Source organism: Actinomadura sp. NPDC048394 (genome assembly GCF_040651755.1).
GTDB classification, from domain to species: domain Bacteria; phylum Actinomycetota; class Actinomycetes; order Streptosporangiales; family Streptosporangiaceae; genus Spirillospora; species Spirillospora montaniterrae.
In genome coordinates this window covers 64,097-85,028 of record NZ_JBEZJL010000025.1, presented here as the reverse complement: position 1 = coordinate 85,028, position 20,932 = coordinate 64,097, and the positions used below count along the sequence as shown (strand labels likewise).

Sequence of the window (20,932 nt, the reverse complement as noted above, 5' to 3'; positions counted from 1 at the left end):
CGGGTCAGGCCCCCAGGCTCTTCAGCCGGTCCAGCACCGCGTCCGGCGTCGGCTGGACGATCTCGCTGACAATCTCGCCGTCGCGCAGGAACACCACCCGGTCGGCGTAGGACGCCGCGACCGGGTCGTGCGTCACCATGACGATCGTCTGGCCCATCTCGCGGACCGACGCGCGCAGGAACCCGAGCACCTCCGCGCCCGCCCGCGAGTCCAGGTTGCCGGTCGGCTCGTCCGCGAAGATCACGTCGGGGCGGGCGACGAGCGCACGCGCGCACGCGACGCGCTGCTGCTGGCCGCCGGACAGCTCGCTCGGCCGGTGCCCGAGCCGGTCCCGCAGCCGCACCACGTCCACGACCTGGTCGAACCAGGCCCGGTCCGGCTTGCGGCCGGCCAGCTCCAGCGGCAGCAGGATGTTCTGCTCGGCGGTGAGCGTCGGCAGCAGGTTGAACGCCTGGAACACGAACCCGACCCGGTCGCGGCGCAGCAGCGTCAGCTGCCGGTCGCCCATCCCGGTGATCTCCGCGTCGCCCAGCACGATCCGCCCGGAGGTGACCGTGTCCAGCCCGGCCAGGCAGTGCATCAGCGTCGACTTCCCGGACCCGGACGGGCCCATGATCGCGGTGAACGCGCCGCGCGCGAACCCGACGCTGACCTCGTGCAGCGCCCGCACGGCCGCGTCCCCCGACCCGTACACCTTGGACACCCCGGCGGCGGCGACCGCCGGCGGCGCGGCGGCTCCGGGCGCTCCCCCGGACGGGCTGGTGAACGTGCTGGTCACGGTGACTCCTTCGGATCGGACGGACGTGACGGATACGACCGCGATCAACGCTAGGAATCCGCGGCGCCGCCGCCATCGGCCTTGCGGCTCCGCTCCGGGTCAGCTTTCCGGCTGCGCCGGCGCGCGGCGTACGACCTGAGACGTACGAACCCGTCCCCCCTGCCACCGACCCGCCGCGGCCGCCCCTCGGTACATCCCCCCTTGACCAGCGCGTTCGGCCGGCCGGGACGGGGTGGCCGCAGACGTGAAGGCGCCGGAGGCCCCCGTGGGACCTCCGGCGCCTCGGTGCCGGGCCGTTGCGCGCCCGGCGCGGCCGATCAGCCGTTGTGGACGGACGCGCCGCCCTTGCAGCCCGCGCCCGCGATGCCGACGATGGCGACGGCGTTGCCGCAGACGTCGATCGGGATCGAGATCGGAGCGTTGATCTGGTTACCACCCAGGATGGAGAAGTTGCCGCTGGTGTGGTTGCCGTTGAACTGGCCGTGGCCGTGGCCCTTGCCGTGGCCATGGTCCCAGCCGCCGGCGTACGCGGGCGCAGCGGCCAGGACCGAACCGGCCACCGCGAAGCCGAGGATGCCGGTGGCGGCGAGCTTCTTGAACACGAGAGTCCTCCCGTACCGGGCCGAGGGCCCGAAGCGAATATTTCCGAAGCCGCCCTAAGAGGGCGTCGCGTACGGTAGTTACCCAGCTACTCTCCGGTAAGCCAATAGAGCGGCCCAGCATGACGGCAAATAGTCGCCAACGAGTAATCATGGCGTTACAAACTGTAACCGATATGCCCGCTTCGCCAGGCCTGTCGCATGGGCGAGCGCGGCCATCCGCGCCCTTCTCGCGTCAGTCGGCCACCGCGAACGCGCCGGAAGTCCCGAGGGACCCCCGGCGCTTCGCCGCCGGGCGGCATCGCGCCCGGCGCGGCGGATCAGCCGTTGTGGACGGACGCGCCGCCCTTGCAGTGCGCGGCCGCGATGCCGAGAAGGGCGCCGACCGCGTTGCCGCAGACGTCGACCGGAACCGAGATCGGGACGTTGACCTGGTTGCCGCCCAGGATCGAGAAGTTCCCGCTGGTGTGGTTGCCGTTGAACTGGCCACCGTGGCCGTGGCCGTGGCCCTTGCCGTGGCCGTGGTCCCAGCCGCCGGCGTACGCGGGCGCCGCGCCCAGGGCCGAACCGGCCACCGCGCACCCGAGGATGCCGGTGACGACGAGCTTCTTGAACACGAGAGTCCTCCCGTACCGGGCCGACGGCCCGAAGCGAATGTTTCCGAAGCCGCCCTAAGAGGGCGTCGCGTACGGTAGTTACCCCGCTACTTTCAGGTAGGAGGCTGGTAGATCTCAGCGGGACGGCAATTCGTCACCACCAGATGATCATGGACCTACCAAGCGTCGCCGCCTTGCCCGCTTTTCACCAATCCGGTCTCGTAGGCGAACACGACCGCCTGCACCCGGTCCCGCAGCCCGAGCTTCATCAGGATCCGGCCCATGTGCGTCTTCACCGTGGCCTCCGAGACGAACAGCCGGCCCGCGATCTCCGCGTTCGACATCCCCCGCGCCACCAGCCGCAGCACCTCGCCCTCCCGCTCGGTGAGGCTCTCCAGCGCGCCGCTCGCCTTCTCCTCGGTGTCCGGCAGGTGCAGCGCGAACCGGTCGAGCAGCCGCTTGGTGGTGCTCGGCGCCACCACCGCGTCCCCCGAATGCACCGCCTTGATCGCCTCGATCAGCTGCGCCGGGCCCGCGTCCTTCAGCAGGAACCCGCCCGCGCCCGCCTTGATCGCCGCGAACGCGTACTCGTCCAGGTCGAACGTCGTCAGGATGATCACCTTCGGCCCGCCGTCACCGCCGGGCCCGCCGCCCTCGCCCGACACCACCCGCCGCGTCGCCTCGATGCCGTCCATCCGCGGCATCCGGACGTCCATCAGCACCACGTCCGCCGCCGTCGTCCGCAGCAGGTCGAGGGCCTGCTGCCCGTCCCCGGCCTCGCCGACCACCTCGATGTCGGGCTGCGCGTCCAGCACCATCGTGAACCCGGCCCGCACCAGCTCCTGATCGTCCACCAGGACGACCCGGATCGGCCCGGCGTCCAGCTCGTCGTCCATCTCCATCACGCCTCTCCTCATAGCGGACTCGGTCCCGCAGCACGCCTCGCCCCCACCACGCCCTACGCTCCCACCGCCCACGCCCCGCTCACCCGCGCACCCCGCAGCGCGCGGCGCGGCGTCGCGGCGCGGGGCGCGCGGCGCGGGGCGCCGGAACGCCGGACCACCAGACCGCCGGACCACCGGACCACCGGACCACCGGACCGCCAGACCGCCAGACCGCCGGACCGCCGGATCGGATCATGCAGGCTCGCCGGTGGGGATCCGCGCGACCACCTCGAAACCCCCGCCGGGACACGGCTGCGCGCACACGATGCCGCCGTACACCGCCGCGCGCTCCCGCATCCCCACGAGCCCGTGACCGCGCCCGTCGTCGGCCGCCGCCGCGCCCCGCCCGTCGTCGTGCACCTGCACCTCGACCGCGTCCCCCGCGTACCGGAGCCGGACCGTCGCCGCCACCCGCGGCCCCCCGTGCTTGAGGGTGTTGGTCAGCGCCTCCTGCACGATCCGGAACACCGTCAGCTGCCGGCCCTCAGACATGTCCGGAGGCGAACCGGCGACCTCGTACGTCACCGGCAGCCCCGACGAGCGCACCTGCTCGACCAGGTCGTCCAGCTGCGCGACGCCCGGCTGCGGCGCGTACGCCCCCGCGTCGTCGCTCTCCCGCAGCACCCCGAGCAGCCGCCGCATCTCCGCCAGCGCGGTCCGGCCCGTCCGCGAGATCGTCTCCAGCGCCTGCCGGGCCCGCCCCACGTCCGTGTCGATCGCGAACGACGCGCCGTCCGCCTGCACCACGATCACGCTGACGTTGTGCGCCACCACGTCGTGCAGCTCCCGGGCGATCCGGGCCCGTTCCGCCGCCATCGCCATCTTCACCTCGGCGTCGCGCTCCCGCTCCAGCCGCGCCGCCCGCTCCTCCAGCGAGCTGAGGTAGGCGCGGCGCGTCCGGATGTGCAGCCCGAGGATCCACACGCCCGCGACCAGCACCGACAGCATCAGCAGCGTCGACCGCTGGTCGTCCGGGCCGGACGCGTACCGCAGCGCCGCCATCACCGCGCCCAGCTCGGCCGTCAGCACCGCAGCCAGCCCCCAGCGGAACGAGAAGCCCGCCGCGACGGTGTACAGGCCCATCAGCACGGCCATGTTCGCCGGGATCGGCACGACACCGGCGACGCACTGGACGCAGCAGATCAGCGCCACCACGGCGAACACCGTCCGCGGGAACGTCCGCCGCAGCACCAGCGGCGCGACGAGCCCGGCCGTCAGCGCCAGGTACTCGAGCCTCGGCACGGCCTGCGCGTCGCCCAGCCACGCCGGCAGGGACAGCAGCACCACGGGGGTCGCGAAAAAGGCGTCGACCAGCGGTTTCCTGCCGCGCAGCCAGTCCCAGAACGTCCCCACCATGCGCACAGCGTACGTACGGGCAGGTCAGCCCGGGATCAGCCGCAGGTCGGACCGTTGTCCGCCGCAGGGATGGTCCCGCCGCCTCCGCACGGTAACGTCACGGTCGTGGCGGCGTTGGTTACCGAGTGGCTGACATGGCGCACCGCGATGGAGCGGGCACTGTACGGGGAGGGCGGCTTCTACCGGCGGGGAGAGCGCCCCGCCGAGCATTTCCGCACCTCGGTGCACGCCTCGCCGCGCTTCGCCACCGCCATCGCCCGGCTCCTGGTCGACGTCGACGCGGCCCTCGGGCACCCCGACCGGCTCGACCTGGTCGACATCGGCGCCGGCTCGGGCCGCCTGCTCGGCAACATCATGGTGAGTCTCCCGTCCGGCATCACCTCCCGCCTCGCGCCCACCGCCGTGGAGATAGCACCACGCCCCTCCGACATTCCGGCGTCCGTCACCTGGCGCGCCGATCTCCCCGACCGCATCACCGGTCTCGCCGTGGCCAACGAGTGGCTCGACAACGTCCCCCTCGACGTCGTCGAGCGCACCCCGGACGGCGTCCGGACCGTGCTGGTCGACCCGGCCAGCGGCAGCGAGCGTCCCGGCGCCGAGCCGTCCGCCGAGGACCGCGACTGGCTGGACCGCTGGTGGCCCCTCCACGAGCCCGGCGACCGCGCCGAGATCGGCCACCCGCGCTGCGCCGCCTGGGCCTCGGTGATCGGACGCCTCGACCGGGGCCTCGCGATCGCGGTGGACTACTCGCACGCCCGCGACTCGCGCCCCCCGTACGGCACCCTCACCGGCTACCGCGACGGCGCCACCGTCCCGGCCGTCCCGGACGGCTCCTGCGACGTGACGGCGCACGTCGCCCTCGACGCCTGCACCACCGCGGGCGAGCGCGCCGGCGCCACGTCCACGCTGCTCACCACCCAGCGCGCCGCACTCCTCGCCCTGGGCCTGTCCGGTGCCCGCCCGCCCCTGGCGATGGCCCACAGCGACCCGCGCGGATACGTCGCCGCCCTCTGCCGCGCCGGCGAGGACGCCGAACTGACCGACCCGTCCGGCCTCGGCGGCTTCGGCTGGCTCGCCCAATCCGTAGGCATCCCCCTCCCCCCACCCCTGACCCAACCCCCCTCCCCCTGACCCAACGCGCGCCTCCCGACCCAGCCGCTCACCCCTGACGCAACGGCTCACCCTCTGCCCCACCTGCCCGCGCCGTGACACAACCGCCCACCCTTGACACAACCGCCCACCCCCTGACGCGGCTGGCCGCCGCCTGACGCAACCGGTCGCCCTCTGCCCCAGACGCCCGCCCTCTGGGTCTGCGAGCACGCCTGCCGGCTTGGCGGGCGTTTACGGGGCGGGGCGGTCAGCATTCGACGTGCAGGGCTTGGAGGCCGCGCAGGACGAAGCCCGGCTTCCATTCCGGCGCGGAGACCGGGCGGAGGCCCGGGGCCAGGTGGAGCAGGGCCGACAGCGACTCGGCCAGCTCGATCCGGGCCAGCGGGGCGCCGAGGCAGTAGTGGATGCCGAGGCCGAACGTGATATGCGGATTCGGGTCGCGGGCGAGGTCGAGCCGGTCGGGGTCGGCGAAAACAGCGGGGTCCCGGTTGGCGGAGGCGAACTGCAGCGCCACTTCGGCCCCGCGCGGGATGTCGACACCCGCCACGGTGATGTCCTCCAGCACCCACCGCTCGAACATCGGCGCCGGAGTGTCGTACCGCAGCAGTTCCTCGACGGCCGTGGGGACGAGGGACGCGTCCCCACGCAGCCGCTCGAGTTCGGCGGGGTTGCGGAACAGCGCCCACCACCCGTTGCCGGTCGCGTTGACCGTCGCCTCGTGGCCGGCGTTGAGCAGCAGGACGCAGGTGCCGATCAGCTCGTCCTCGGTCAGCCGGTCCCCCTCGTCGACGACCTGGGCGAGCGCGCTGATCAGGTCGTCGCGCGGCTCCCGGCGCCGCGACCGGGCCAGCTCCCGCAGGTAGTCGGAGAACTCCACGGCGGCCCGGACGGCCGTCCGCTGCACCTCCTCCGGCGGGTTCAGCTCGTACATGCCGCAGATGTCGGCGGACCAGGGACGCAGCAGCGGCCGGTCCGCGGCGGGCACGCCGAGCATCTCGGCGATGACGTTGACCGGCAGCGGCTCGGCGACCTCGGCGAGCAGGTCGCCGCCGCCCTTGGCGGCGAGCGTCCCGGCCAGCTCGGCGGCCAGCCGCCGGATCGTCGGCCGCAGCCCTTCGACCATCCGTGCGGTGAACGCCTTGGACACCAGCCGCCGCAGCCGCGTGTGGGTGGGCGGCTCGACGTCGAGCATCCCGGCCCGGATGAGGTCCCAGAACGGCTTGAGGAACTCGGCCTCCGGCTGCTGCCCGAACTCCTCGTGCCCGGCGACGTGCAGGTAGGACCGTCCGAGCCGCCGGTCGCGCAGCAGCGCGTCGACGTCCTCGTACCGGCTGATCACCCATTGCCCGGTCGGCTCGTGGAAGAACACCGGCCGTTCCTCCCGCAGCCGCGCGAACGCCGGATACGGATCCGCCACGAACTCCGCCGCCCACGGCTGGTACCCCAAATCGCTCATCCACCGACAATACGGCGAGCGGGACGGGGTCAGGGCGGCGTACGAGGTCAGGGCGAGCGCAGGTGCGCGAGGCTCTCCGGGCCGAGGCGACGGGCCAGCACGCCGAGGGCGTCCGTCACCTCCGCGAGGTGCTCGGGCCCGCCGAGGGCCGCGGCGAGGGCGGCGTCGATGGTGGTGGCGCGCACCTCGGCCACGCGTTCGGACACCTCGTCGGCCTTGCGGACGAGGGAGCGGCGGCGGTCGTCCGGGTCGGGGGCGGTGACCACCGACCCGGTCTTCCTGAGCCGCGCGACGGCCGTGGAGACCTGGCTCTGCGGCAGCCCGGTCCGCTCGGCGATCTCCCCGATGGCGCTGTCCGGATGGCCGACGATGTCGCTCAGCACGATCAGCACCGCGCGGGTGCCGCCCGCCGGACCGCCGCGCGGCGCGGGCATGGCCTCCTCGCCGATCTTCATCAGCGTTCGTCCCAGCAGGAACAGCTCGACTCCGTTCACACCTCCCAACTTACATCTGGACAGATACATCTATTTAGATGTATCTATTGAGATGCATTCACCGACCGCCGGTGAACGCCGAACCTGGAGGACGAGGGATGAACGCGACCAAGACCGCGATGCTGCAGGTGCCCGGCGCCGAGGTGTACTACGAGGTCCGCGGGGACGGGCCGCTGATGGTCATCGGCCAGAGCGGCGAGGGGGACGCGCGCCGGACCGCCGACCTCGTCGACCGGCTCGCCCAGCACTACACGGTGCTCACCTACGACCGCCGGGGCCTGTCACGGACGAAGGTGGACGACCCGTCGATCCCGGTGACGCCCGCCATGCACGCCGAGGACGTCCACCACCTGCTCTGCGCGCTGACCGACGAACCAGCCCTCATGCTCGGCTGTAGCCTCGGCGCTCTATACGGCCTGCACCTGGCCGCCGCGCACCCGGGCCGGCTCGCCGCCCTCATCGCCCACGACCCCGCCACCCCTGGCCTGCTGAACGCCCGCGACCGCGCCGACATCGAACGCCGGCTCGGCGAGATCGAGAACGCGTACCGGGCGGACGGCTGGCGGGCCGCCGTGCCGCTGGCCGCCGCGCTCACCGGTCTCGACCCGGCCCGGATCGAGACCGAGGCAGGGGTCATCGCCGCTCCGATGACCGAGGAGAGGGCCGCGAACTTCGGCTACTACCTGGCCAACGACATCCCCCAGTGCCGTGTGGACACGCTGGGCGCGGCCGAGGTCCGCGCCGCCGCGGCCCACACCCGGATCATCCCCGCCGCCGGTAAGGACTCCAAGAACGCCTGGAACCACCAGTGCGCCGTGGAGTTGGCGGCCCTTCTCGGGCGTCCGGTCGAGGAGTTCCCGGGCGGCCACAACGGCAACACCTCGTTCCCCACCGGCTTCGCCGCGCGCGTCCACGAACTCTTCACGCTGACCTCCTGATCCCGTCGGCCGGCTCCGTCTCCCGGACGGAGAGCCGCCCCCATCGCCCGAGGGCGGGACGGCCACGACCCATGCTCGACGGCGCCGAACGGTCAGGAAAGGCGAACGTGATTCTGTGGATAACCGGTCAGCGGGCGGCCCAGTGGGCCGGGTCGCCGGCGGCGCTGCGGGCGGCCTGGGCGCGGCTCGCCGTCGACTCGACGATCGCCCTGGCCTCGCCGGACTCGCGGTCGGCGGCCGCCACCTGCACCGGCCCCGGCGGGGCGTCCACATGGACGGTCGCCAGCCCGAAGACGCGCTGCACCGGATTCATGGTCAGCCGGACGCTCTGCGCGCGCGCGTGGGCGATCACGTCCGTGCGGCGGCACGGCCAGCCGTGCCTGGCCACGAACACCACGTCGTCGGCGCCGGCGCCGTCCGCCCGGTCGATCGCGATCGCCTTCGAGGAGGCGGGCACGAGCGGTACCGCGTCGACGTGCGTGCCGGGGAAGACCTGCGAGACCAGGTGCATGGCGACGTGCCTCGGCGCGATCGGCAGCAGCGTCGAGGACAGCGCCTGCCGCTCGCCCGCGTAGCCGGCGACCGTCACCTCGACGCGGGCCCAGCCGACCTTCCGCCAGATGGCGGGCTCGACGATGCTGACGGCCTGGATGCGACCGGGCGGGAGGGTCTGCATACGCGTCTCGAGCAGCCCGTACCGCAGCCGTATCCCGTCCGGCGACATCGCGACCGTGAAGTTGGCGTACATCACCAGCGGCGCGATGACGGCCCGGATGAGCCCCAGCACGATGGGCAGCGTGACCGCCAGGATGCCGCCCTCGGCGTACACCACGAGGAAGACGAGGGTCGCGAAGAAGAGGATCCCCGTGCCGAGCACGGGCAGGCGGAGGATCAGGGAGGCGAGCAGGTTGCCGAAGGGGACGCGCCACATGTGCCGTTCCGGCGCCTCGGGCGTGGTCCCCGGCAGGCCCGCCGCGCGCGCGAGGAGCTCGGCGCGCAACTGCTGGGCGGAGTGGCGTCCCAGGTAGCGCAGCGCGATCTCGCTCTGCTCCCCGCCCGCGAGCTCCACCCGGACCTCCGCCAGGGAGAACACCCGTGTCACGAGCGGGCGGACGACGTCGATGGCCTGGATGCGGGAGAGCGGGATGCGGCGCTTGTTCTTGCGGATCAGGCCCGTTTCCACCACGAGGTCGTCGCCGTCGATGGTGAAGCGCAGGGCCAGCCATGTCCACAGGCCGGAACCGACCGCGATCGCCGTCATGGGGATGGACACCACGAAGAACCGCGTCACCACGGCGGGCGTGAGTTCCAGCGTGACGCCGCTGCTCGTCTGGGTCAGCAGCAGCGGGAAGCCGAGCAGGACGAAGTAGATGACGAGGAACACGAAGGCGCGCAGCGGCGCCGTCGCCCAATGCAGCCGGTGCGTACCCTCGGAGAACCGGACCGGCGGCGGAGGAGGACGGTAACCGGGCGGCGGGCCGTAGGCATGGGGCGGCCCATAAGGCGGCCTGGGCTGACCGTACGGGCCAGGCGGCGAACCGTACGGAGGACGAGGCGGCCCATAGGGCCCCGGCGGCTGCGGCCCATAGGGACCGGGCGGACCGGGCGGACCGTACGGACGGCCATAGCCGCCGGGAGGCGGACCATAAGGGCCGCTCATAGGCCCATGCTCCGTGCCTCGCCCTTCTGAGCGAGACGATCGCGCAGATGTGCGGCCTCCATCGCGGGCAGACCGGGGATGGCCGCGTCGGTCGCCGCGGCCGCGGTGTGCATGCGCACCGTGGCGATGCCCATCCACCGCTCAAGGAGGCCCGCGGTCACGTCCACGAACTGCATGCGGCCATAGGGGACGACGATGAGCCGCTTGACGAACACACCGTGGGTCACCACGAGGTCGTCGGAACGCTCGACGTAGCCGAAGGACCGGCGGTCGAGCTCGGCCACGACCCAGGTGACCACGGTGACCAGCGCCACCGCGACGATCCACATGACGGCCGCCACCGCGCCACCGTTGCGCCACACCAGGAACGCGCCCACAGCGCCGATGGGGACCGCCCACAGCACGGCGGTGAGCAGCCTGTGCGGCGCGTGCCGTGCGGAGATGGTCGACCACTGAAGGCCCCCGCCGGGGGCGAACGCCTCGTCCGCCCTGTAGGTCGGGGGCACCGCGACGGGTGCGCCCTGTTGCTGCTGGTGGCCTCCCGGCGGCACCTGTCCGGCTCCCGGCACGAAGTCGGGCCGGCCCGGCGGGGAGCCCGCGGGGTCCTGCGGATGGCCGCTCTGCCCCGGGCCGGACGGCGCGGGAGGGTGCGCCGCGTTCTGGTATCCAGGCTGCGCGACGGGCTCGTACGGCGGTTCGCCATGGCTCGGGTTCATTGCCCCCTAGTCAACCGGATAACGGCCGCCGCTCGCCATGGGACCATGAAGCGGTGATCGGAGCGGCGGAGACGCGACCATGACCACCGAGCGGATCGTCGGGATCGGTGCGGGCGCCAAGGAGCTCGCCACCGAGGACATGACGTTGAACATCGGCCCCCAGCACCCGTCCACGCACGGGGTGCTCCGGCTGCGGCTGACCCTGGACGGCGAGCGCATCTCGGCGGCCGAGCCCATCATCGGCTACATGCACCGCGGCGCCGAGAAGCTGTTCGAGGTGCGGGACTTCCGGCAGATCATCGTGCTGGCCAACCGGCACGACTGGCTGTCGGCGTTCGCCAACGAGCTCGGCGTGGTGCTCGCCGTCGAGCGGATGCTCGGCATGGAGGTGCCGGTCCGCGCGGTGTGGACGAGGACGCTGCTGGCCGAGCTCAACCGGGTCCTCAACCACCTCATGTTCCTGGGCTCGTACCCCCTCGAAGTGGGTGCGATCACACCGATCTTCTATGCGTTCCGTGAGCGCGAGACGTTGCAGCGGGTGATGGAGGAGGTGTCCGGCGGCCGCATGCATTACATGTTCAACCGTGTCGGGGGCCTGAAGGAGGAGCTCCCCGCCGGTTGGACGGCGCGCGCGCGGACCGCCGTCTCCGACGTCCGCTCACGGATGAGCGAGATCGCCGATCTCATCCTGGGCAACGAGATCTTCCGCGCGCGCACACGCGGCGTCGGGGTGCTCACGCAGGAGCAGATCCTCCAGTACGGCGTGTCGGGCCCCATCGCCCGGGCGTCCGGCCTCGATTTCGACCTGCGCCGGGACGAGCCGTACCTCGCCTATGGGGAACTCGACGTTCCGGTGGTCACCCGGCAGGAGGGCGACTGCCTCGCCCGCTTCGAGTGCCTGCTGGACCAGGTGTACGCATCGCTGGACCTCGCCGACGCGTGCCTGGACCGGCTCGCCGAACTACCGCCGGGGCCCATCAACCAGCGGCTCCCGAAGGTGCTCAAGGTGCCCGAGGGGCACACCTACGCCTGGACGGAGAACCCGCTGGGCATCAACGGCTACTACCTGGTGTCGCGGGGCGAGAAGACGCCGTGGCGAATGAAGCTGCGGTCCGCGTCGTTCAACAACGTCCAGGTGCTGGCCGAACTGCTGCCCGGCAACCTGGTCGCCGACATGATCGCGATCCTCGGGTCGATGTTCTTCGTCGTCGGCGACATCGACAAGTAGCGCACGCCCATCGGTGGGCTATGCGGCGGCTCACGCCCTGGAGGCGTTCCTGTTGCGCTCCTCCTCGTCGGGGTCCTTGGGCACACGGCACGCGTACTCCAGGAAGAACGCCGCACCGACGAGCACGACGGCCGCAAGGAACGTGCCCACGCTGACGAAGAAGTCGTGGCGCGGGGTCGACTTGTCCAGCGAGTCCGCCAGGCTGGCGGCGAACCCGCCGAAGACGCCGGCGATGACCGCGGCCGTGTGCGCGCTGGCCTTCCCCAGGGCGGCCATCCGCGCGACCGCGAGCGGCTCCACCGGCTTGGTGTTCGGCTTGCGGCGGATCCGGCGCATCAGGTTGTAGCCGGTAAAGGCCTCGCCGAGCGCCAGCAGCAGCAGCGTCGGCACCGCCGTCCACGGAAGCGGCGGCAGCGAGACGTACGCGGAACGCAACACCGCCCAGGTGATCACTGCCACGACGATCACGAGGGCGACGAGGAACAGCGGGCGGGACGGTCTCATGCAGGCTGCTGCAGGGTCAGGTCGTTCCGGCGGCGGACGGCCGACGGGCCCCCTTCCGCCTGCTTGGCCTCGGCGAGGTCGCCGACACGGCCGTGTCCCGGCAGGAGCACGTCCGGCTCGATGTCGGCCCACGGCACGAGCACGAACGCCCGCTCGTGCGCGCGCGGGTGCGGGAGCGTCAGATCGGGGTCGTTGGACGAGATGTCCCCGAACACCACGATGTCGATGTCGAGCGTGCGCGGCCCCCAGCGGACCTCCCGGACGCGGCGCAGGGAGTTCTCGATGTTGAGCACGCGTTCGAGCAGGTTCTCCGGTGGGAGCCTCGTGTCGGCCACCACCACGATGTTGAGGTAGTCGCCCTGCTCGGGGATGGTCTCCCCGGGGGGCGCGTACGGGGCCGTCTCGTAGACCGGGGAGCACGCCACGAACTCCAGGCCGGGGGCGTCGAACAGCGCGTCGACCGCCTCCTGGAGGTTGTCCAGCCGGTCGCCGAGGTTGCTGCCGAGCGAGAACACGACACGGTGCTCGACCAGCATGTGGCCGCCGGTCGCGGTGCGGTCGGGCATGCGGTCTGACGCTGTCATGGGCGACTCCTCCTGATCTTCACGGCGACGTCCGTGAAGGGATGCGGCACCGGGGCGCTCGGCTTGTGGACGGTGACCTCGGCCTCCACCACCGCCGGGTCCTCCAGACATATCTTCGCGAGCCGGTCGGCCAGCGTTTCGATCAGATCGACGGGCTCTCCCTCGACGGCCGCGACCAGCTTTCCGGCCAGCGTGCCGTAGTCGACGGTACGGGACAGGTCGTCGTTCTCCGCCGCGGGGCGGGTGTCGAGGCCGAGCGAGACGTCGACCACGAACTCCTGCCCGAGCTCGCGCTCGGCCGGCAGCACGCCGTGCCTTCCCCGGGCCCGCAGGCCGCGCAGTTCTATGCGGTCCAGGCTCATTCTTCCTCTGCATCCGCGGGGTTGAGGACGGGCGAGCCGTGGTGCAGCAGGAGCCGCCACTGCCCGTCGACGCGTACGAACAGTTTCGTGGCCACGATGCTTCCGCCCGCGAGGAAACCGGCCTCCGACTCGTCGTCGGCCGTGAGGACGTTCTCCTTGCAGGTGACCACCGCGTGGTCGCCGTAGACGTCCGTTTCGACGTCGGTCAGCACGAACTGGATGTAGGTGGTGTTGGCCATGATGAGCGCCCACGAGCGGAGGACCTCCTCGCGCCCGCGCAGCATCGTCCAGCCGGGATGGACGCAGGAGACGCCCGCCGCGTAGGGGCCCTCGGCCCACACGTCGGACATGCGGTCGAAGTCCCCCGCTTCGAAGGCGGCGTAGAACTCGGCGTGGACCTCTTCCAGGTCGGCGCGGTTCACTGCACGGGTCATCGCTGGTCGCTCCCGGGGTGCATGGGACGGGCGGCCTCGATCGCGGCCGCCACGCGTACGGCGTCCACGTTCGGACGTACCCGGTGCACGCGCACGCACCACGCGCCGGCGGTCGCGGCGAGGGCCGTGACGGCGACGGTGGCGTCATCGCACTCGGCGAACGGGCGGCGCGTCCCGTCCGGCTCGGCCAGCAGGGTCGTGAAGAAGCTCTTGCGGGACGCGCCCACCAGAAGCGGGTAGCCCGTGCCGATGAACTCGTCCAGGTGGGCCAACAGGGCCCAGTTGTGCCCGGCGGTCGGGCTCTTGGCGAACCCCAGTCCCGGGTCGAGGACGACCATGGACGGATCGACGCCCTCGCCCAGGACCGCATCGACGCGGTGCAGCAGTTCCTCGCGCACTTCGCGGACCACGTCGGCGTAGACGGAACGGGTCTGCATGTCGTGGCTGTGGCCGCGCCAGTGCATCACCACATAGGGGACCCTGGCCGCGGCCACCACACGGGGCATGTCCGGGTCGGCCAGGCCGCCGCTCACGTCGTTCACCAGACGGGCGCCCACGGCGACGGCTGCTTCCGCCACCTCCGCGCGCATGGTGTCGACACTGACCGGGATGTTCTCCTCCGTGAGCGCCCTAATGACGGGCACCACGCGGCGGAGTTCCTCGTCCAGCGACACCCGCTGCGCCCCTGGGCGCGTGGACTCGCCGCCCACGTCGACGATGTCGGCGCCCTCGGCGACGAGGTCCAGGCCGTGCCGGACGGCCTTCTCCGGGTCGAACCAGCTTCCCCCGTCGGAGAACGAGTCCGGGGTCACGTTGACCACGCCCATGACGAGGCATCGCCCCGGCTGGGGCAGCCCCGGAACGGCGGCACTGGTCATATGGCCCAGCCTATGCCTTGCCCGCACCCCTTCAGAGCGCCGCCCTAAGCGGCCTCTAGGCGCCGCGGGCGCGCATCCGCCTCGCTCACGGAGGCGGCGGCCGGCGGCCCGGCCCGCGGCCCTGCTCGCCGCTCGGCCCTCGCGTCCCGGCCGTCCGTCGCCGCACACCCATCACATGCTGAACGGGCCTCAGCTCGACGCTGAGGCCCGTTCGGGCGTTTCGGGGACTCGGGATGCGGCCGAGGGTCAGGAGCGGCCCAGGATCAAGCTCATCGCCTCGCCCCGGGTCTCCGCATGATCGCGGAAGTCCCCGCGCACCGCCGAGGTCACCGTCTTGGCGCCCGGCTTGCGCACCCCCCGCATGGTCATGCACAGGTGCTCGGCCTCGATCACCACGATCGCGCCGCGCGGCTCCAGCACGCTCATCAGCGCGTCCGCCACCTGGCTGGTCAGCCGCTCCTGCACCTGGGGACGCCGCGCGTACACGTCGACCAGCCGGGCCAGCTTCGACAGCCCGGTGATCTGCCCCTTCTTGTTGGGCGTGTACCCGACGTGCGCCACCCCGTGGAACGGCACCAGATGGTGCTCGCACACGCTGTACACCTCGATGTCCTTCACCAGGACCATTTCCTCATGGTCGGCGTCGAACACCGTCGTGAGGGCGTCCTCGGGCCGCTGGCGCAGGCCGGCGAACTGCTCGGCGTACGCGCGCGCGACCCGCGCCGGGGTGTCGCGGAGCCCGTCGCGCTCGGGGTCCTCCCCGATCGCGAACAGGATCTCGCGCACCGCCTTCTCGATCCGCGCGTGGTCGAACCCCGGAGGGTCCTCGTGCACCGGCTCTTCGTCGTACGGAATGGCCAAGGCGGTCAGCTTTCGCCCGGGGCCGGGTCGGCGGACTCGGAGGTGACGCCGCCGCCCTGGCCGTTGTTCTTGGTCAGGTCGGTCACGTCCTGCGGGCCCAGCAGAGCCAGTTCCTTGGGCGTGAGCACCGGCGGACGGTCCGACGGGAGGCGCTTGCCGTAACCGGTGTAGGAGTTCTGGTGCGGCCGCTTCTGGATCGGCGCGAAGATCTGCAGCACCTGCTCCTTGGAGAGGGTCTCCTTCTCCATGAGGTTGACCACCAGGTCGTCCAGGACGTCGCGGTACTCCACGAGGATCTCCCACGCGGTGTCGTGCGCGGACTCGATGTAGCGCCGCACCTCGTCGTCGATCGCGGACGCGATGTCCTCGGAGTAGTCCCGCTCGTGGCCCATGTCGCGCCCCAGGAAGACCTCGCCCTGCCCGGTGCCGAACTTGCGGGCGCCGAGGCGCTCGCTCATGCCGTACTCGGTCACCATGTTGCGGGCGATGGAGCTGGCCTTCTCGATGTCGTTGGCCGCGCCCGTGGTCGGCTCGTGGAAGACCAGTTCCTCCGCGGTGCGCCCGCCCAGCAGCATGGCCAGCTGGTCGGTCATCTCCGAGCGCGTGGTGAGGAACTTGTCCTCCATCGGCAGGGTCATGGTGTACCCCAGCGCGCGCCCGCGCGGGAGGATCGTCACCTTGTGCACGGGGTCGGAGTTCGGCAGCGCGTGCGCCACCAGCGCGTGCCCGCCCTCGTGGTAGGCGATGATCTTCTTTTCCTTCTCCGACATCACCCGGGTCTTGCGCTCAGGCCCGGCCATGACGCGGTCGATGGACTCCTCGAGGGTGTCCATGTCGATGAGCTTGCGGTCGAAGCGCGCGGTCAGCAGCGCCGCCTCGTTGATCACGTTCGCGAGGTCCGCGCCGGTGAAGCCCGGGGTGCGGCGCGCGATGACGTCCAGGTCGACGTCCGGGGCGAACGGCTTGCCGCGGCCGTGCACCCGCAGGATGCCCTTGCGGCCCTCCAGGTCGGGGCGGTCCACGGTGACCTGGCGGTCGAACCGGCCGGGACGCAGCAGCGCCGGGTCCAGGATGTCGGGACGGTTGGTCGCCGCGATGAGGATCACGCCGCCCTTGACGTCGAAGCCGTCCATCTCGACGAGCAGCTGGTTCAGCGTCTGCTCGCGCTCGTCGTGGCCGCCGCCGAGGCCCGCGCCGCGGTGCCGGCCGACGGCGTCGATCTCGTCGATGAAGATGATCGAGGGGGCGTTGGTCTTGGCCTGCTCGAACAGGTCGCGCACGCGGGAGGCGCCGACACCGACGAACATCTCGACGAAGTCGGAGCCCGAGATCGAGTAGAACGGCACGCCCGCCTCGCCGGCCACCGCGCGCGCGAGGAGCGTCTTACCGGTGCCGGGCGGGCCGTACAGCAGCACGCCCTTGGGGATCTTCGCGCCGATCGACTGGAACTTCGCCGGGTTCTGCAGGAAGTCCTTGATCTCTTCCAGCTCCTCCAGGGCCTCGTCGGCCCCGGCCACGTCGGCGAAGGTGGTCTTGGGGGTGTCCTTGGTGATGAGCTTGGCCTTGGACTTGCCGAAGTTCATCACCCGCGAGCCGCCGCCCTGCATCTGGTTCATGATGAACAGGAAGATCAGCACGATGACCACGATGGGCAGCAGGCTGAACAGCAGGTTCAGGAAGAAGCTCTGCTTGGGGACATCAACGTTGTAGCCGCCGGGCAGCTTGCCCGCGTCGGCCTGCTTCTGCAACTGGTTCTGCAACTGCAGGCCCTGGCCGTCGACCCAGGAGGCCTGCTGCTGCTTGCCGTTCTTGAGCGTGACCTCGATCCGCTGGTCCTTGTCGACGATCTTGGCGGACTTCACCTGGCCCGCGTCGATCTCCTGGACCACCTTGGAGGTGTCGGTCTTCTCGAACGAACGGCCGGGGTTGACGCCCCACATCACAAGGGCGACCAAGAGGCCGAACAGCAGGATCCACAGCAGCGGCCCGCGAAAATAGCGCTTCACGTCCATTTATCCGGTTACCCCTACGGGGCCCGTCCCTCCTGACCAACGTCTGTGTGCGATCCTCGCCCGTCCCGGGGGGCGGACGCCACTGCGACCAACAAAGGCCCTTCGCCCGGGGCTCCGGACCCACCGAGGCGGTCTCCCTCACGTGGCTCCCTGACCCGAGGGCCCGGGATAGTGACGGTACACCGCAGGGCACAGGAGACGCAGCCAGCGCCGATCTCCTGATCCTCTTCATATACCCGTCAACGACCTTTGCAACGATCCGTCACGGCCCCTTGTTCCCTGGGGGTTCCCCAGAGGTTCCCCTCGGCCGGGCGTGGGCGGGCCTCAGGAGCCCTCGCCGCCGTACACGTGCGGCGCCAGAGTCCCCACGAAGGGGAGGTTCCGGTACTTCTCCGCATAGTCGAGCCCGTACCCGATGACGAACTCGTTGGGGATGTCGAACCCGATGTACCTGACGTCGAGGTCGGTCTTCACCGCCTCCGGCTTGCGCAGCAGCGCGCAGATCTCCAGGGACGCCGGGCCGCGCGAGCGCAGGTTGCTGACAAGCCACGACAGGGTCAGGCCCGAGTCGACGATGTCCTCCACGATGAGCACGTGGCGGTCGAGGATGTCGGTGTCCAGGTCCTTGAGGATGCGGACGACGCCCGACGACTTGGTGCCCGACCCGTAGGACGAGACGGCCATCCAGTCCATCGACGCCGGCGAGTGCAGCGCGCGCGCGAGATCCGCCATGATCATGACGGCGCCCTTAAGGACACCGACGAGGAGCAGGTCCTTGCCCGCGTAGTCGGCGTCGATCTGCCCGGCGAGCTCGCGCACCTTCGCCTGCAGGTCGGCCTCGGGGATCAGCACCTTCGCCAGGTCGTTGCCCAGGTCCTTCTCGTCCACAACCCCACCCTCATCGTTGTGACTTCGCCCGCCCGCGCGGGACGGACGCCTTGCGCGGCGGGCACGCCGGATGACGGGCTCGCCGATGACAAAGCACGCTGTGTGACGGATCGCACACGACGTGGCGTCAAACCGGGCCGAACAGCAGCCTCCCATACCGCCGGAACGCTCGAAGACCCCCGGGCAGGTCGACGTGCCGCTGGCCGTGCCAGGCCGTGACCAGCCGATCCATTGCATCGACATGGACGGCCGCGAGCGTACCTGGTGGGCTGCCCGCTTTGACCGCTGCCATCCGCAAGACGCGTGTACGAAGGGCTCTGTGCAGTTCTTCGAGGCCGTCCACGCGGAGCGCGACGGTGCGGCCGCCTTCGACGGTGCCGTCGGGCACCTCGTCGAGGAGGTCGTCGTAAGCGCGCGCGGCGAGACCGTCGAGGGCGTCGGCGTCGTCGCGGAGCATCCGGGCCGTCCGCGCCAGCGCTTCGGCCACGCCCGGCCCGAGCGTCTCCTCCAAGACCGGTAGGGCTCGGTGCCGTACGCGCACGCGCGTGTAGGCGGGGTCGTCGTTGTGGGGGTCGTCCCAGGGCTCCAGCCCCATCGCGAGGCAGGCTCGGCGCATGGTCGCCCGATCCAACTCAAGCGTGGGGCGGAGATACAGCACCTCACCGCGATCGGTCGGGCGCCTGAGGGTCGTGGGCATCCCTGCCAGGGAACGGGCCCCGGAACCGCGCGCCAGCCCGAGTAGAACCGTCTCCGCCTGATCATCGCGAGTGTGACCTAGGAGGACCGCTGCCGCGCCGAGCCGGCCAGCGGCACGGTCCAACGCCGCGTAGCGGGCGTTGCGGGCGGCGTTCTCCATGCCGCCCTCACGGTCCACGGTGACCGCGATCGACCCGGCTGGGTCCAACCCCAGGTCCGCGAGGGTCCGGACGACCGCGTCCGCGCGCGCGCCCGACCCGTCCTGCAGGCCGTGGTCGATCGTGATGCCGGCGGCTTGGAGCCCCGCCCTGGGCGCCTCAAAGGCGAGGGCTCCTGCTAGCGCCAGGGAATCGGCGCCGCCGCTGCACGCCACGAGCGTCATAGAACCGGCGGGCAGATCGGCCAGTACGCGCCGCACTGCCAGCCGCACAGCCGCCACCGCCGGATCAGGCCCCATGGGAAACGTGTACCACCGGACGGTGCCGCACGCGGAAGCGGTGCCGGCCCCTCCGCCGGTGCTAGGCGTCGTGCACGTCTCGCAATGGCGTCACGCCTCGCTGGCCTCCGGCGGGGCCACGTCGATGGCGCGCGGGCCGACGACCCGGTCCATCCACAGGGCCGGCTCCTTGATCTCGTCATGCGTGGGCAGGGTCTCCGGGGACTGCCAGACCTGGTTGAACCCGCTCATGCCCGCCTCCGCGACGACCCGGCGCACGAACCGCGAGCCCTCCGCGTACTGCTTCATCTTGAGGTCGATGCCCAGCAGGCGGCGGATCGTCTTGTCCAGCTTGGAGCCGCCGTCCCGGCGTCCCTGGAACCGGGAGCGGATCTGCTCCACGGAAGGCACGACCTCCGGGCCGACCGCGTCCATGACGTAGTCGCCGTGCCCCTCCACCAGCGTCATCACCGCGGTGAGCCGGTCGAGGATCTTGCGCTGCTCCGGGGTCTGGATCGCGTCGATGAGGTTGGCGTCGCCGCCGCGCATCGCGTCCGCCACGGCCTCGGCCGCGTCCCGGATCCGGTCCAGCATCACGCCGGGGTCCAGATCGGACGCCAGCAGGAACTGGGTCATCTGGTCCTGCACGTACTCGCGCAGCCACGGGACGCCGGTGAACTGGGCGCGGTGCGTCTCCTCGTGAAGGCACACCCACAGCCGGAAGTCCCGCGTGTGGACGCCGAGTTCCTGCTCCACGTGGACGATGTTGGGCGCCACGAGGGTGAGGCGTCCGGTCGGCGCCTGCCCGGACGGGTCCGGCGGCAGGAACAGCTCGTACTGGCCCAGCACGCGGCTGGCCATGTAGGCGAGGATCGCGCCCACCTGCATTCCGGTCACCCGCGAACCGACCGCCTGCACGACCACATTGCCGGCGCCGCCCAGCGGGCTCGGGCTGCGGCGCTCGGACATCTGCTCCATGAGCGGCTCCAGCACCACCCGGAAGCCGTCCACGTTGGCGCGGATCCAGCCGGGGCGGTCCACAATCGTCGCCGGAGCCGGATCGTCCTCGGAGGCCATGCCGGTGAAGTCCCGCACGTGCCCGTGCGCGTCCCTCGACAGCTCGCGCAGCTCCGCCACGACCGCGCGGGCCTCCTCGTGGCTGACCTGCGGTCCCGGACGCACCAGACGGGTCCCCGCCTGGACGGCGACGTTCCAGTCGATCATTGAGGCGCTCATGTGCTCCACCGTACTTTTCGGACACGGCGCCGGAGCGCCCCTGCACGATCGTTCAACGAACAACCGTTCTGGTTATCTCCCGTACGGCCCCGCCCACACACCGGTGGGCCCCCGCGCGTTCCGACGATCAACGGCCGCGCACGACGACGATCATGGGTCTCCGCCG

22 protein-coding genes are annotated in these 20,932 nt (G+C 71.5%); 3 read left to right on the top strand and 19 right to left on the bottom strand.

What is annotated here, in order from left to right; genetic code table 11:
- Positions 1 to 4 precede the first annotated feature (4 nt).
- The 5 genes from AB0C78_RS19980 to AB0C78_RS19960 all read right to left on the bottom strand — a co-directional run bounded on the left by AB0C78_RS19980 (position 5) and on the right by AB0C78_RS19960 (position 4,273).
- Positions 5 to 778 (bottom strand): ABC transporter ATP-binding protein, encoded by a 774-nt coding sequence (locus AB0C78_RS19980; RefSeq protein WP_151544753.1) that lies wholly within the window; start codon positions 776 to 778, stop codon positions 5 to 7.
- A gap of 317 nt (positions 779 to 1,095) precedes the next feature.
- On the bottom strand, positions 1,096 to 1,380 hold the full coding sequence (locus AB0C78_RS19975) for a chaplin family protein (RefSeq protein WP_151544752.1): 285 nt from the start codon (positions 1,378 to 1,380) through the stop codon (positions 1,096 to 1,098).
- A 317-nt stretch (positions 1,381 to 1,697) separates the two neighbouring features.
- On the bottom strand, positions 1,698 to 1,994 hold the full coding sequence (locus AB0C78_RS19970) for a chaplin family protein (protein WP_151544751.1): 297 nt from the start codon (positions 1,992 to 1,994) through the stop codon (positions 1,698 to 1,700).
- A 155-nt stretch (positions 1,995 to 2,149) separates the two neighbouring features.
- A complete protein-coding gene (locus AB0C78_RS19965; protein WP_360749910.1) occupies positions 2,150 to 2,875 on the bottom strand; it encodes a response regulator transcription factor in 726 nt (241 codons plus the stop codon).
- A gap of 234 nt (positions 2,876 to 3,109) precedes the next feature.
- Positions 3,110 to 4,273 carry a sensor histidine kinase gene (locus AB0C78_RS19960; RefSeq protein ID WP_360749907.1) on the bottom strand — a complete coding sequence of 388 codons (1,164 nt, stop codon included), beginning with the start codon at positions 4,271 to 4,273 and terminating at the stop codon, positions 3,110 to 3,112.
- A 105-nt stretch (positions 4,274 to 4,378) separates the two neighbouring features.
- Between AB0C78_RS19960 and AB0C78_RS19955 the strand changes: the two genes are divergently transcribed.
- A complete protein-coding gene (locus AB0C78_RS19955) occupies positions 4,379 to 5,404 on the top strand; it encodes an SAM-dependent methyltransferase (RefSeq protein ID WP_360749904.1) in 1,026 nt (341 codons plus the stop codon).
- A 226-nt stretch (positions 5,405 to 5,630) separates the two neighbouring features.
- Here the strand turns inward: AB0C78_RS19955 and AB0C78_RS19950 are convergent, their stop codons facing one another.
- Entirely contained in the window at positions 5,631 to 6,839 is a 1,209-nt protein-coding gene (locus tag AB0C78_RS19950; protein WP_360749901.1) for a cytochrome P450, read from the bottom strand.
- A 47-nt stretch (positions 6,840 to 6,886) separates the two neighbouring features.
- A complete protein-coding gene (locus AB0C78_RS19945; RefSeq protein WP_360749898.1) occupies positions 6,887 to 7,333 on the bottom strand; it encodes a helix-turn-helix domain-containing protein in 447 nt (148 codons plus the stop codon).
- Positions 7,334 to 7,431: 98 nt separating this feature from the next.
- On the opposite strand from AB0C78_RS19945, the gene AB0C78_RS19940 reads away from it, so the two are divergent.
- A complete protein-coding gene (locus tag AB0C78_RS19940; RefSeq protein WP_360749895.1) occupies positions 7,432 to 8,271 on the top strand; it encodes an alpha/beta hydrolase in 840 nt (279 codons plus the stop codon).
- Between the two features lie 127 nt (positions 8,272 to 8,398).
- Here AB0C78_RS19940 and AB0C78_RS19935 read toward each other — a convergent pair whose 3' ends face one another.
- Entirely contained in the window at positions 8,399 to 9,655 is a 1,257-nt protein-coding gene (locus tag AB0C78_RS19935) for a PH domain-containing protein (RefSeq protein ID WP_360749892.1), read from the bottom strand.
- Positions 9,656 to 9,927: 272 nt separating this feature from the next.
- A complete protein-coding gene (locus AB0C78_RS19930) occupies positions 9,928 to 10,647 on the bottom strand; it encodes a PH domain-containing protein (protein WP_360749889.1) in 720 nt (239 codons plus the stop codon).
- Positions 10,648 to 10,726: 79 nt separating this feature from the next.
- On the opposite strand from AB0C78_RS19930, the gene AB0C78_RS19925 reads away from it, so the two are divergent.
- Positions 10,727 to 11,875, top strand: a complete 1,149-nt coding sequence (locus AB0C78_RS19925) for an NADH-quinone oxidoreductase subunit D (protein WP_360749886.1) — start codon at positions 10,727 to 10,729, stop codon at positions 11,873 to 11,875.
- A gap of 30 nt (positions 11,876 to 11,905) precedes the next feature.
- On the opposite strand, the gene AB0C78_RS19920 is transcribed toward AB0C78_RS19925, so the two are convergent.
- The 10 genes from AB0C78_RS19920 to AB0C78_RS19875 all read right to left on the bottom strand — a co-directional run bounded on the left by AB0C78_RS19920 (position 11,906) and on the right by AB0C78_RS19875 (position 20,754).
- Positions 11,906 to 12,379 carry a DUF3180 domain-containing protein gene (locus AB0C78_RS19920; protein ID WP_360749883.1) on the bottom strand — a complete coding sequence of 158 codons (474 nt, stop codon included), beginning with the start codon at positions 12,377 to 12,379 and terminating at the stop codon, positions 11,906 to 11,908.
- Positions 12,376 to 12,963 (bottom strand): 2-amino-4-hydroxy-6-hydroxymethyldihydropteridine diphosphokinase, encoded by a 588-nt coding sequence (folK, locus tag AB0C78_RS19915; protein WP_360749880.1) that lies wholly within the window; start codon positions 12,961 to 12,963, stop codon positions 12,376 to 12,378. Before folK ends, AB0C78_RS19920 begins: the two co-directional genes overlap by 4 nt.
- Positions 12,960 to 13,325, bottom strand: a complete 366-nt coding sequence (folB, locus tag AB0C78_RS19910; RefSeq protein ID WP_360749877.1) for a dihydroneopterin aldolase — start codon at positions 13,323 to 13,325, stop codon at positions 12,960 to 12,962. The genes folK and folB overlap by 4 nt, the downstream gene beginning before the upstream one ends.
- Entirely contained in the window at positions 13,322 to 13,759 is a 438-nt protein-coding gene (locus AB0C78_RS19905; RefSeq protein ID WP_151539303.1) for a nuclear transport factor 2 family protein, read from the bottom strand. The genes folB and AB0C78_RS19905 overlap by 4 nt, the downstream gene beginning before the upstream one ends.
- Positions 13,756 to 14,637, bottom strand: a complete 882-nt coding sequence (gene folP, locus AB0C78_RS19900; protein WP_360749874.1) for a dihydropteroate synthase — start codon at positions 14,635 to 14,637, stop codon at positions 13,756 to 13,758. Before folP ends, AB0C78_RS19905 begins: the two co-directional genes overlap by 4 nt.
- A gap of 246 nt (positions 14,638 to 14,883) precedes the next feature.
- Positions 14,884 to 15,498 (bottom strand): GTP cyclohydrolase I FolE, encoded by a 615-nt coding sequence (folE, locus tag AB0C78_RS19895; RefSeq protein ID WP_360749871.1) that lies wholly within the window; start codon positions 15,496 to 15,498, stop codon positions 14,884 to 14,886.
- A gap of 5 nt (positions 15,499 to 15,503) precedes the next feature.
- Positions 15,504 to 17,510, bottom strand: coding sequence for an ATP-dependent zinc metalloprotease FtsH (gene ftsH / locus AB0C78_RS19890; RefSeq protein WP_360749868.1), 2,007 nt, complete (start codon positions 17,508 to 17,510; stop codon positions 15,504 to 15,506).
- A 324-nt stretch (positions 17,511 to 17,834) separates the two neighbouring features.
- A complete protein-coding gene (gene hpt, locus AB0C78_RS19885; protein WP_151539299.1) occupies positions 17,835 to 18,398 on the bottom strand; it encodes a hypoxanthine phosphoribosyltransferase in 564 nt (187 codons plus the stop codon).
- 127 nt (positions 18,399 to 18,525) lie between these two features.
- The gene (gene tilS, locus AB0C78_RS19880) at positions 18,526 to 19,551 is read right to left on the bottom strand and encodes a tRNA lysidine(34) synthetase TilS (protein WP_360749864.1); all 1,026 of its coding nucleotides are present in this window, start codon (positions 19,549 to 19,551) and stop codon (positions 18,526 to 18,528) included.
- 90 nt (positions 19,552 to 19,641) lie between these two features.
- Positions 19,642 to 20,754: a zinc-dependent metalloprotease gene (locus AB0C78_RS19875; RefSeq protein WP_360750031.1), complete on the bottom strand. Its 1,113-nt coding sequence runs from the start codon at positions 20,752 to 20,754 to the stop codon at positions 19,642 to 19,644.
- Between the last annotated feature and the right edge of the window lie 178 nt (positions 20,755 to 20,932).

Excerpts from the sequence above, each read along its gene's own strand:
- AB0C78_RS19930 (WP_360749889.1), bottom strand. The coding sequence starts at position 10,647 with ATGAACCCGAGCCATGGCGAACCGCCGTACGAGCCCGTCGCGCAGCCT.
- folK (WP_360749880.1), bottom strand. The coding sequence starts at position 12,963 with ATGACAGCGTCAGACCGCATGCCCGACCGCACCGCGACCGGCGGCCAC.
- folB (WP_360749877.1), bottom strand. The coding sequence starts at position 13,325 with ATGAGCCTGGACCGCATAGAACTGCGCGGCCTGCGGGCCCGGGGAAGG.
- ftsH (WP_360749868.1), bottom strand. The coding sequence starts at position 17,510 with ATGGACGTGAAGCGCTATTTTCGCGGGCCGCTGCTGTGGATCCTGCTG.
- AB0C78_RS19950 (WP_360749901.1), bottom strand. The coding sequence starts at position 6,839 with ATGAGCGATTTGGGGTACCAGCCGTGGGCGGCGGAGTTCGTGGCGGAT.
- folP (WP_360749874.1), bottom strand. The coding sequence starts at position 14,637 with ATGACCAGTGCCGCCGTTCCGGGGCTGCCCCAGCCGGGGCGATGCCTC.
- AB0C78_RS19920 (WP_360749883.1), bottom strand. The coding sequence starts at position 12,379 with ATGAGACCGTCCCGCCCGCTGTTCCTCGTCGCCCTCGTGATCGTCGTG.
- AB0C78_RS19940 (WP_360749895.1), top strand. The coding sequence starts at position 7,432 with ATGAACGCGACCAAGACCGCGATGCTGCAGGTGCCCGGCGCCGAGGTG.
- tilS (WP_360749864.1), bottom strand. The coding sequence starts at position 19,551 with ATGGGGCCTGATCCGGCGGTGGCGGCTGTGCGGCTGGCAGTGCGGCGC.
- AB0C78_RS19875 (WP_360750031.1), bottom strand. The coding sequence starts at position 20,754 with ATGATCGACTGGAACGTCGCCGTCCAGGCGGGGACCCGTCTGGTGCGT.
- AB0C78_RS19905 (WP_151539303.1), bottom strand. The coding sequence starts at position 13,759 with ATGACCCGTGCAGTGAACCGCGCCGACCTGGAAGAGGTCCACGCCGAG.
- AB0C78_RS19965 (WP_360749910.1), bottom strand. The coding sequence starts at position 2,875 with ATGGAGATGGACGACGAGCTGGACGCCGGGCCGATCCGGGTCGTCCTG.
- AB0C78_RS19960 (WP_360749907.1), bottom strand. The coding sequence starts at position 4,273 with ATGGTGGGGACGTTCTGGGACTGGCTGCGCGGCAGGAAACCGCTGGTC.
- AB0C78_RS19925 (WP_360749886.1), top strand. The coding sequence starts at position 10,727 with ATGACCACCGAGCGGATCGTCGGGATCGGTGCGGGCGCCAAGGAGCTC.